This is a genomic window from Flavobacterium sp., assembly GCF_039916025.1.
Taxonomy (GTDB): Bacteria; Bacteroidota; Bacteroidia; order Flavobacteriales; family Flavobacteriaceae; genus Flavobacterium.
The window spans coordinates 15481-27663 of sequence record NZ_JBDSMB010000162.1; the positions used below are offsets into that span (position 1 = coordinate 15481).

General features: G+C 37.7%; 5 protein-coding genes. 2 read left to right on the top strand and 3 right to left on the bottom strand.

Annotation, left to right across the window (positions count from 1 at the left end; genetic code table 11):
- Nucleotides 1-36: 36 nt before the first annotated feature.
- Nucleotides 37-1809, top strand: a complete 1773-nt coding sequence (locus tag ABIQ27_RS12640) for a DNA polymerase III subunit gamma/tau (protein WP_348034265.1) — start codon at nt 37-39, stop codon at nt 1807-1809.
- A gap of 27 nt (nt 1810-1836) precedes the next feature.
- On the opposite strand, the gene ABIQ27_RS12645 is transcribed toward ABIQ27_RS12640, so the two are convergent.
- Genes ABIQ27_RS12645 through ABIQ27_RS12655 form a run of 3 tightly spaced genes read right to left on the bottom strand, consistent with a single transcriptional unit; the run spans nt 1837 to nt 5350 of the window.
- On the bottom strand, nt 1837-2727 hold the full coding sequence (locus ABIQ27_RS12645) for an exopolyphosphatase (RefSeq protein WP_348034266.1): 891 nt from the start codon (nt 2725-2727) through the stop codon (nt 1837-1839).
- A 7-nt stretch (nt 2728-2734) separates the two neighbouring features.
- Nucleotides 2735-4861, bottom strand: coding sequence for a polyphosphate kinase 1 (gene ppk1 / locus ABIQ27_RS12650; protein ID WP_348034267.1), 2127 nt, complete (start codon nt 4859-4861; stop codon nt 2735-2737).
- A gap of 3 nt (nt 4862-4864) precedes the next feature.
- Nucleotides 4865-5350, bottom strand: a complete 486-nt coding sequence (locus tag ABIQ27_RS12655; protein ID WP_348034269.1) for a histidine phosphatase family protein — start codon at nt 5348-5350, stop codon at nt 4865-4867.
- Nucleotides 5351-6038: 688 nt separating this feature from the next.
- Between ABIQ27_RS12655 and ABIQ27_RS12660 the strand changes: the two genes are divergently transcribed.
- Nucleotides 6039-12183: hypothetical protein (locus ABIQ27_RS12660; RefSeq protein ID WP_348034270.1), on the top strand; the 6145-nt coding region annotated here is incomplete at its 3' end.

Sequence of the window (12183 nt, forward strand, 5' to 3'; positions counted from 1 at the left end):
ATTGAAAATTCTATATTTGTAATCCAATAAAAAGCTATGGAACAATTTGTAGTATCTGCCCGTAAGTATAGACCGCAAACGTTTAAAGACGTTGTTGGTCAGCAAGCTATTACGAGCACTTTGCTTAACGCCATAGAAAACAATCATTTAGCTTCTGCATTATTATTTACAGGTCCGAGAGGTGTTGGAAAAACGACTTGCGCCCGGATTTTGGCACGCAAAATTAATCAGCCGGGTTATGATGATCCGAATGAAGATTTTGCTTTTAATGTATTTGAATTGGATGCTGCTTCTAACAATTCGGTTGATGATATCAGAAATCTGATTGACCAGGTTCGAATCCCGCCACAAACCGGAAAATATAAAGTATATATTATTGACGAGGTGCACATGTTGTCTTCGGCAGCTTTCAATGCTTTTTTGAAAACCCTGGAAGAACCGCCAAAGCACGCCATATTTATTTTGGCTACGACCGAAAAACACAAAATCATTCCAACGATATTATCGCGTTGCCAGATTTTTGATTTTAAAAGAATTACGGTTAAAGATGCCAAGGAACATTTGGCTGAAGTAGCAAAAAGTCAAGATGTAACCTTTGAAGACGATGCTTTGCATATTATTGCTCAAAAGGCTGATGGCGCAATGCGTGATGCTTTGTCCATTTTTGACAGAGTTGTTTCCTATTGTGGAAATAACTTAACACGTCAGGCAGTTACTGAGAATCTGAACGTTTTGGATTATGAAACGTATATCAATATAACCGATTTGATTTTGGAAAACAAAATCCCGGAAGTATTAATGGCTTATAATGAAATTTTATCCAAAGGCTTTGATGGTCATCATTTCATTGCCGGATTAGCATCGCATTTCAGGGATTTATTAGTTGCCAAAACACCAGCTACGCTTACTTTGTTGGAAATGGGTGAAGCGGCACAAAAATTATACGGACAACAATCGCAAAAAGTATCGCAGGAGTTTTTGTTAAAAGGTATCGACATCGCGAATGATTGTGATTTGAAATATAAGGTTTCCCAAAACCAACGCCTTTTGGTAGAACTCGCGCTAATGCAACTAAGCTCTATCGGTTTTGATGGAGAAAAAAAAAAGCCTGAGTTTATAATTCCGCCTACGTATTATCGTAGAAATGACTACTCAATTTCTGAGGTAAAATCAATTACGAATTACGAATTACGAATTACGACTCCAGAAGGTGTAGTTCAGCCCGAACAGCCAAAAGCAGAAGTTGTAGAGAAAATTTCTGAATCTCAAATAATCGTCACACCGAGCGCAGTCGAGGTGCCAAAACCAACAACAACCAACCAACAATCAACAACTGACATCCAGCCAAAAGTCTCCGCTATGTCGTTGGCGAGTATTCGTGCCAAAAAAGAAATGGCTGAAAACTTAAAAGCTACCGTTAAAGAAGTGGTGCATTTGGCAAGCGAAGCGTTTACCGAAACCGAAATGTTGGAGCAATGGCTGAAGTATGCACAACGCATGGAAGATAAGGGTTATCGAATTATAGCTTCATTGTTGACTATTAACGATCCAATTCTTGAAGGCACAACTATCATCCACGAATTACCGAACGAAAGTTCAAAAATAGATTTTGAAAAAGAAAGACCGGAACTTTTGGGCTACTTACGTGGAAAACTGCACAACCACGATATTGCAATTGAAGTAAAAGTGAATGAGACTTTGGTTGATAAAAAAAGATACACTGCACAAGATAAATACAACCGTTTGGTGGAACTCAATCCCAACTTAGAGCTGATGCGAAATCTGTTTGGGTTGGAGGTTAATGAATAGTTTGTCTTTGCGCGGAACGAAGCAGACTTATATACTTCCCTGATACATTGCTTTTACGATTCCGTCGGCCAAACCGATTTTTGGCACAAATAATTGTCGGGCGCCGCTCCATTTCATAGCATTTAAATATATCCTGGTTGCCGGTATGATAACGTCGGCACGGTCAGTATTCAATGCTAATTCAGCGATACGTTGCTCGTATGTCAGTGAATTCAAATATTGGTATTGTGAGTTTAAGTATAGATATGACAACGGTTTGTCCTGCAGTTTTCCTGAAAGTTTGAACAGCTTATTGATGTTTCCACCGGAACCGATTAGGATTACTTCATCATATTCCTCAGTATTGGCTTTAATCCATTTTTCGATTTCGTCCCAAACAATGTCGCTTACCATATTGTTCAGCATACGAACGGTTCCTATTTTAAATGATTTGGACGCTATCATTTTACCGTCATCAAATAGAGAGAATTCGGTACTTCCACCACCAACATCGACATACAAATACGTTTTGTCTGTTTTTAAGAAATCGTGCAAATCTGAAGACGCAATAATAGTAGCTTCAATTTTTCCGTCGATGATGTCAATATCAATATCGCATTTTTCTCTGATAGTATCAGCGACTTCTTTACCATTATAAGCTTCGCGCATAGCAGACGTGGCGCAGGCTTTGTATTTTTCTACCTTATAAACTTTCATCAACAGTTTAAACGCTTTCATAGCATCAATCATTCTGTCAATATTCTCATCTGAGATTTCACCAACCGTAAAAGCATCCTGACCCAAACGAATTGGCACCCGAATCAAAGCACTTTTGTTAAATTGTGTTTCCTTGTCCTGTTGCTCTACAATATTGGTAATAAGCAATCTCATGGCATTGGAACCAATATCAATCGCTGCATATTTTTTAATTGAAATCATTAAATGTCTATTCGGTTATTTGGTTATTTGGAGTTCCATCAAGTCTTTCTTTATAATAGTTGTAAGTTTCATGTTGGGCTCTAAAAATAGGTTCATCTTCAGCGCGAACACGGTATTTGTTTTCAAATTTCTCTGAATGATAACGCGCTTTTACATTTCCTTTCCAGCCAACATTAAAGGTGTCAATAATTTGTTTTTTGATGTCTTCGTCATATATCGGACAGGTTACTTCTACCCGACCATCTAAATTACGTGTCATAAAATCGGCTGATGAAATATAAACTTCCGGATCATCGTTATTACAGAAAATAAATGAACGCGTGTGTTCTAAGAAATAGTCAACAATGCTGACTGCTTCTATGTTTTCGCTCATTCCTTTCACGCCTGGAATTAGGGAACAAATACCTCTAACCTGCAACTTAATTTTCACACCGGCATTACTGGCTTCATATAATTTGTCGATTATTGGGTAATCCGAAATGCTGTTCATTTTTAAATTAATGTATGCCGGACGGCCCATAATGGCATTGTTTATTTCTCTGTCAATTAATTTATAAAACCTTGAACGCGTGTAATGTGGAGAAACTATCAGGTGTTTGTAACGATGAATTCGATAATTAACATCAAAGAAATCAAAGATTTTAGAAACGTCTTTCAGGATTTGCTGGTGACTGGTAAAAAGCGTTAAATCGGTGTAGATTTTCGCGGTACTTTCGTTGAAATTCCCTGTAGAAATAAAGCCGTAACGTTTTAGTTTATCGTCTTCAACACGGTCAATCAAACATATTTTGCTGTGGACTTTTAATCCTTTGATACCAAAAATAAGTTCGATGCCTTCTTGCTGCATTTGCTCGGCATAGGAAATATTGCTGGCTTCATCAAAACGCGCCTGAAGTTCAATTTGAACCGTAACTTTCTTCCCGTTTTTCGCAGCATTAATCAGTGAACTTACAATCTGAGAGTTTTTTGCCAGACGATATAAAGTGATTTTTATTGAAGTTACTTTTGGATCCAAAGCGGCTTCGCGCAGGAATTTTATCAGATACGAAAACGACTGAAATGGTGCATTAATCAAATAATCTTTTTTGGCAATTTTGTTTAAAAGACTTCCATCAAGTGATAAACCTTCCACCGGAAGCGGCACTCTTGGCGGATACAACAAATCAAATCGACCAAGGTTTGGGAAGTTCATATAATCACGACGGTTGTGGTATCTTCCGCCTGGAATAACACCGTCCGAAACATCGATTCCCATTTTGGTAAGGAAAAATTTGAGTGTGTCTTTTTCAATATGCTGATCATAAACAAAACGAACCGGTTCGCCAATACGTCTTTCCTTTACAGAAGTTGCAATCTTTTCGAGCATGCTTTTGCTCATGTCACTATCGATATCCAACTGGGCATCTCGAGTGATTTTTATCATATGAGCTGAAATGCTTTCGTAATCAAAAATATTGAAAATGCTGCTCAGGTTATAACGGATTAAATCATCGAGCATTATCAAGTATTGCTTACCATCTTTGTTGGGAAGTTCAACAATACGATTGGTGTTTTTTGGAATTTCAATTATTGCATAACGCACTTCTGATTTGGGTTTAACAAAACCGAGCATGCTGGGTTTTTGCACTGATTTCATTACCAATTTGACGGCTAAATAACCCGAAGTGTCTTTTAATAAAGGGAATTCAGCCAGATCATTTAAGATAATCGTAACGAGTTCCGGGCTTATTTTTTGGATAAAAAAATCTTTTATAAAGTTTTCATGTTCTTCTGAAACTTCATTCTCGTCGATAATGATTATGTTCTGTTTTACTAATTGTTTTTCAATTTCGTTAAGCACACGCAGACTTTCTGACTGCTGTTTGATTACTATTTCGGTAATGTCTTTAACCAATTGCTGAGCTGAAATTCCGCCAAGAATCTTTTCTCCCGAAACGCCGGACATGCTCAAACGACGAATTGCGGCAAATCGAACACGGAAAAACTCATCTAAATTATTGGAAAAAATACCTATAAACCGAAGTCTTTCTAACAAAGGAACAGCTTCATCAGCTGCTTCCTGTAAAACTCTGGCGTTAAATGCCAGCCAACTTTTTTCTCTGTCTATATATCTGAAACCGGATTCTGTACTCATATTTTATTTTAAATCACTTGGGAAAATAACTTTCTTGGTAACACCTTTTTCAATGTCATTCCAGGAGTTATTGTCAAATATAATATTTACAAATCCGGAAGTCGAAACATTATCAATAAAGATGTTCCCAAATTTATTGACAAAATTTGTAATTGCCTCATTGTGTCCAAAAAGAATTAAGTTATCATAATCATTTGGACATAATTTGATAATTTGTTCCAGCTTTCTTTCATCAAAGGTGTATAACTCTTCTTTAAATGTAATGCTTTCTAAAGGGAAGGAAATGTTTTGGGCAAAAATCATAGCGGTTTCGGAAGCTCTTTTCGCAACACTGCTCCATAATACAAATGATTTTGGAATTTGGTTACTAATATGAGAAGAAACTAAATGCGCATCCTGAATGCCTTTGCTTGTCAAAGGCCTGTCTATATCGCGGAGTGGTGCTCCCCAGCTTGATTTGGCGTGTCGAATTAATATTAGTTGTTTCATGATAAAATTGCCAAAATTATTAATACTATAAATTTAAGTTTTTATATCATATAAATCTAATTTATCTATAGACTTTAAAAAGTCAATCTGTATTCTCCGCAATTCATTTCCTGGTCAAATTCTACCATTATTTTCCATTACAAAATGTTTACTAAATAGAATTATAAATAATTGTTAAAAATGAAATATGTTATAAACAACTTATCAAATTATTATTGTTGTAGTATTTTTCTAGATAAAAATGTTAAATAATGCACTTTATCTATGAAATTATGCACTTTATCGATGTTTTTTTTGGTGGTTTGATTTAAACTATATACTTTCGAACTGTAAAACATAAATTTTTACAAAAAAAATAACCCTAAATACCCAAATCTATCATGTCAAAAATCAAGTATAACCCCAAAAAAACCTTAATCTAGAACTAGAATAGTTCCAAAAACATGCATTTTGTCGATTTTTTATGCCGTTCATAGATAAAATGGTTTTTAAAAATGCACTGAAACTAATTTTGTGTATATAGTATAACCCCAATTATCTATCAACTTCATAAACACCTACAAAAGTACTCCCTGTACAAAAATGCCGTTTTCAAATCTATTCTGCTAAACCTAACTGTATGAAATCAAATTTTACACTTTCGAAGAATTTTTGCGCCTTCTTGATACTTAATATATTTTGTATATCAATGTCATTCGCGCAATCTGTTCCGCCACCTGGTACTTCTTGTACATCAAGTGACCTTTCACTCGTGGCAGCACAATTAACCGGTGGAGATTTATGTAATTCTTGTGCCATGGCAACGCCATTGACAAGAACCCTAACATTAGGGATTAACAATACCACGGGTTCCACCAGGGGAGCATTTGCTTTTTGGGGAACTGTAGATATCTATAGCGGTACTACAGGATTGTTAATTTCTTCTACAACAAGAACAGGTTGTGCTGGTCCTTTACCAGGAGGTTCAATAACCTATTTAGATTTTGGTACTATCACCTACAATTGTGGGGATATTATCAAAATTTCTAATTTATGGGAAGCTTGGACTACACCGAGTGGTTCATGTCCTATAGACCCGAATAACATTTCACCAAAATGTGGGCAGCTACCATCGATAACGGTTAATGCCGGAGTAAATGGTGAATTTGCATTGACAAGTTCATTATGTGGTTCAGCAACCGGTGCTATTGATTTAACAACAACAGGAGGAACAGCTCCTTTTACTTATGTATGGACAGCCTCTGCCGGAGGTGTGATTCCTGCAGGACAATCAACCAATCAGGATTTAACAGGTTTGGTTCCTGGAACTTATTCAGTGACTATCAAAGATGTTAATAACTGTACTACAACTAAGTCGAGAACGATAACAGCTACTACTCCACCTCCTGCTGTATTTGCTACAGCCAGTAATTATACAGTTCCTTGTGGAGGAGCTGCGACAAGTTCACTTAGCTATACCAATAACCCAACAGGAACATTAAATGCTTCTTGCATAATCAGCGGTTCTGTAGTTTCTACATTAAGTGCTCAAACACCTGCTGGTCCAGGTGGTGGAACAATTATAGAATCGTGGACATTTACCGATGCTTATGGCAGAACGATTACACAAACAAGAACTATTACTGTAAGTCCTGCGGCTTTGCCAACAATGACTTCACCTGGTAATACAGGAGTTTCTTGCGGTTCAATTCCAGCCTCAAGCACTATTACTTATACGAATGGTTTGTCAGGCGCTTGTTTAATAAGTGGCTCTTCAAATTCTTCAACGTTTTCTGCAACGCCTGGTGCTTGTGGAGGAACGGTAACTGAAACCTGGACTGCAACAGATAGTACTGGTAGAGTTTTGGCTCCAGTTACAAGAACAATAACTGTTGCTGCAGCAGCATTGCCAACAATGACTGCTCCTGGAAATATCACTGTTGCTTGTGGAGGTTTACCTGCTGCAAGCACAATTGCATTTTCTAACGGTTTATCTGGTGGTTGTTTAATCAGCGGAACTTCAAATCCATCTACACTCTCGGCTACGCCTGGTGCTTGTGGTGGAACAGTAACTGAAACCTGGACAGGAACAGATAGTTGTGGAAGAGCTTTGGCTCCGGTTTCAAGAACTATAACTGTTAGTCCGGCGGCATTGCCAACAATGACTGCTCTTACAGATATCACAGTAACTTGTGGAGGTTTACCTGCTGCAAGTACACTTCCATTTACAAATGGATTAGGTGGCGGTTGTTTAGTTAGTGGAACTTCAAATCTATCAACATTCACGACAACTGTTCCTGGTAACTGTAACGGAAAAGTAACTCAAACCTGGACTGCAACAGATAGTTGTGGCAGAACTTTGGCTTCGGTTTCAAGAACAATAACAATTGACGATACTACAGCTCCTGCATTTACTGCATTACCTGCACCAAGCACGGTAAGCTATAGTACAACTCCATCATTCCAACAAGCAGTAGCCACTGATGCTTGTAGTTCAGTAACATTGACTTTTAATGATGTGGCTACCCCAACAAATTGTAATGGTTCGTATTCAATTACAAGAACCTGGACAGCGAAAGATGTATGTAATAATACAAGTACGGCATCACAAACAATTAATGTTAGTGCGGCAGTATTTGTAGCAAACAATGATTCCGGAAATTCAATTAACGGTTTCGGTGGTGGAACTTCATTTATAAACGTTTTAGGAAATGACACTTTAGACGGAAGCTCAATAACCAGTTCTCAAGTAACCACTTCATTTGTTTCTTCAACAAATGCCGGAGTAAGTTTATCTGGAACTAATGTTGTTGTTGCACCCGGTACACTTGCTGGAAATTATACTTTAACTTATCAAATTTGCGGTGCTTCTGCAACTTGTAGCTGTGCTACTGCAACAGTAACAGTTCCTGTAACTGTAACTCTTATTGATGCGGTAAACGATACTGCTGCTCCAATCAACGGTTATGTTGGTGGAACTGCTTTCACGAATGTATTGGCTAATGATACTCTTAATGGTTCTCCGGTTGTTCCTGCTCAGGTAAACACAACTTTTGTGTCTTCAACTAATGCTGGTGTAACGCTTTCTGGTACTAATGTACTGGTTGCCCCTGGAACGCCTGCCGGTTCTTATACTTTGACTTACCAAATCTGTGAAATCTTAAATCCAACAAATTGTGATCAGGCTATAGTTTCCGTTTCTGTAAGTGCTGCTGCAATTGTGGCGAATGACGATACTGCTGCTCCTATCAATGGATTTGTAGGTGGAACAGCTTTCACAAATGTATTGGCTAACGATACGCTGAATGGTTCACCTGTTCTTCCTGCGCAGGTAATTACGACGTTTGTGTCTTCTACAAATGCTGGTATTACTTTATCTGGCACTAACGTACTGGTTGCTCCTGGAACTCCTTCTGGTACTTATACCTTAACATACCAAATCTGTGAAGTCTTAAATCCAACAAATTGTGATCAGGCTATAGTTTCTATATCAGTTGATGCTGCTGCTATTGTAGCCATGAATGATACTTATAGTGTAGATTGTGCAAATATTGGAACAATTGGAAATATTCTTTCTAATGATTCACTAAACAATATCAACGTTACTATTTCACAAGTTAATTTATCAATTGTAAATGGAGCTTATCCGAACTTAAATATTGATGCTAACGGAAATGTTTCGTTAACAAGCATTGGGCATTGTGGTGATTATACTTTCACTTATCAAATATGTGAAATATTAAATCCAAGCAATTGTGACACTGCAACAGCAACTATTACAATTATAGACAATACTCCTCCAACATTTACAACGCCAAGTAATATCACCTTAAATACAGATGCAAATTGTTCGGTTAATCTTAATCCGTCTAATACTGGAAACTTAACCAACATTAATGACAACTGCGATTCGAACCCAACTGTTTCATTTGTTGATACCGAATGCATTGGTAACTCCACTGAAACAAATATAAATGCTGGTAATGGAAATTACTTCTATTTTGATGTTACAGGTTTTGACAATGCTACGGCTGCCAATATCCAAAAAATCGCTTTAGCTTTTGAAACAAATCAAGGAAAAGGAAGAGCTGAATTTACATTGGTTTCACCTAGTGGACAAGCTGTTATTTTAGTTGGACCTTATTGTGCTGGTGGAAATTGTGATGATAATAATTCAAGTTCACAAGAATTATATTTACCAGAATTCTATCCTACAAGTTCAGGATATACCCAATGGAATAATAATAATTTTATAACAACTGGTGTAACGCAAAACTTTACTCCAAATGGTGGATTATCTTCACCAAATACTATAAACGGTTTGACTTCTTATGTTTCTGGTTTTGAAAACTTAACCGGACCAATGAATGGAACTTGGTTTGTATATTCAAGAAAACAAGCTAATGTAAATGGAAGCATTAACTTCAAAAGTGTTTGTTTGACACCTGGAGGTTTATGTCCAAATAACAGAGTTATTACCAGAACCTGGACAGTAACAGATGCTTGCGGAAATAATACTACCGGAACACAAACCGTAACAATTCAGGATATTACAGCTCCTACCTGGTCTACAGCTGCTGGTTCTTTAGATGCCACTGTTGAATGTAGTGATGCTGCCGCATTAACTACTGCTCAGGCACTTGCTCCAATGGCTACCGATAATTGCGCAGGTACTGTAACTTATGTTAAAATACCTGGTGCATTTGTTGCTTCTGCAGGATGTTCAAATGCTGGTACATATACCAATACATGGACAGCAAAAGATGTATGTAATAATATATCAACTGTATTCACTCAGGTTATAACTGTTCAGGATACTGCAGCTCCAATTTGGGAAACTGCTGATGGTACTCTGAATGTAACTGTTGAATGTGGTGATAAAGATGCTTTGACTGCTGCTCAGGGATTATTCCCGGTAGCATCTGACTTGTGTGATGCTGATGTAACTAACATAATCAAAAAAGGAGGTAATTTTATACCTGCATTGGGTTGTGCTAATACAGGAACATATACAAATGAATGGACTGTTCTTGATAATTGTGGTAATAATTCTGTAGTATTTACACAAACTATTACCGTTATTGACACAACTGCTCCAACTGTTGATACAGCTGCTGTTAATGCAACTGTACAATGTGATGGAAACGGTAACTCTGCTGCTTTAACTGCTTGGTTAACTTCTAATGGTGGTGCTGAAGCTTCTGATAAATGTTCTAATGTAGTATGGTCTAACAACTTCACTACTTTGAGCGATGGTTGTGGAAATACAGGAACTGCTACAGTAACATATACAGCAACAGATGGTTGTGGTAATGCTTCAACAACTTCAGCAACCTTTACTATTGAAGATACTACTGCTCCAACCATTGATACTGCTGCAGCTAATGCAACTGTAGAATGTGATGGAAATGGAAATACTGCTGCATTACAAGCTTGGTTAACTTCTAATGGTGGTGCTGTGGCTTCTGATGTTTGCTCTAATGTAATCTGGACTAATAGCTTTACTGCTCTTAGCGATGGTTGTGGAAATACCGGAAATGCAACAGTAACATTTACGGCTACTGATGATTGTGGTAATGCAACTACGACTTCAGCTACATTTACTATAGAAGATACTACTGCTCCAACAATGGATACAGTTGCAGCTAATACAACTGTACAATGTGATGGAAATGGAAATACTGCTGCACTACAAGCTTGGTTAAGCTCAAATGGTGGCGCTTCTGCTTCTGATATTTGTTCAAATGTAACATGGACAAATAGCTATAATGAACTGAGCGATGGTTGTGGAAATACAGGTTCAGCAACAGTAACATTTACTGCTACTGATGATTGTGGTAACGCAACAACGACTTCTGCAACATTCACTATTGAAGATACTACTGATCCCACTATGGATACTGCTGCAGCTAATGCAACTGTAGAATGTGATGGAAATGGAAATACTGCTGCACTACAAGCTTGGTTAAGCTCTAACGGTGGTGCTGCGGCTTCTGATGTTTGTTCTAACGTAACATGGACTAATAGTTTTGATGCTCTTAGCGATGGTTGTGGTAACACAGGTTCAGCTTCTGTAACATTTACTGCTACTGATGATTGTGGTAACGCAACAACGACTTCTGCAACATTTACTATTGAAGATACTACTAATCCAAGTATGGATGTAGCTGCGACCGACTTACTTGTACAATGTGATGGTGGTGGTAACTCTGCTGCTTTGACTAATTGGTTAGCATCTAATGGTGGTGCTTCAGCTTCTGATATTTCTTCTAATGTAACCTGGACTAATAATTTCAATGCTTTAGCAAATGATTGTTCAACTGCTGTGACAGTAATATTTACTGCTACTGATGATTGTGGCAATGCTACAACGACTTCTGCTACATTTGCTGTTCAGGATATTATTGCTCCGACTATTGATACAGCTGCAGTTGATGCAACTGTACAATGTGATGGTCAGGGAAATACTGCTGCATTACAAGCTTGGTTAAGCTCTAACGGTGGTGCATTAGCTTCTGACACATGTTCAGGTGTAACCTGGACCAACAGCTTTGATGCTCTTAGCGATGGTTGTGGTAACTCAGGTTCAGCTACAGTAATCTTTACTGCTACTGATGGTTGTGGAAATACTTCAACTACATCAGCGATCTTTACTATCGAAGATACTACTGCTCCAACTATTGATACAGCTGCTGCAAATGCAACTGTAGAATGTGATGGAAACGGTAATCCAGAAGCTTTAACAGCTTGGTTAGCTTCTAATGGAGGTGCTACTGCTTCTGATATTTGTTCAAATGTAACATGGACAAATAGCTATAATGAACTTAGCGATGGTTGTGGTAACACAGGTTCTG

Excerpts from the sequence above, each read along its gene's own strand:
- ppk1 (WP_348034267.1), bottom strand. The coding sequence starts at position 4,861 with ATGAGTACAGAATCCGGTTTCAGATATATAGACAGAGAAAAAAGTTGG.
- ABIQ27_RS12640 (WP_348034265.1), top strand. The coding sequence starts at position 37 with ATGGAACAATTTGTAGTATCTGCCCGTAAGTATAGACCGCAAACGTTT.
- ABIQ27_RS12645 (WP_348034266.1), bottom strand. The coding sequence starts at position 2,727 with ATGATTTCAATTAAAAAATATGCAGCGATTGATATTGGTTCCAATGCC.
- ABIQ27_RS12655 (WP_348034269.1), bottom strand. The coding sequence starts at position 5,350 with ATGAAACAACTAATATTAATTCGACACGCCAAATCAAGCTGGGGAGCA.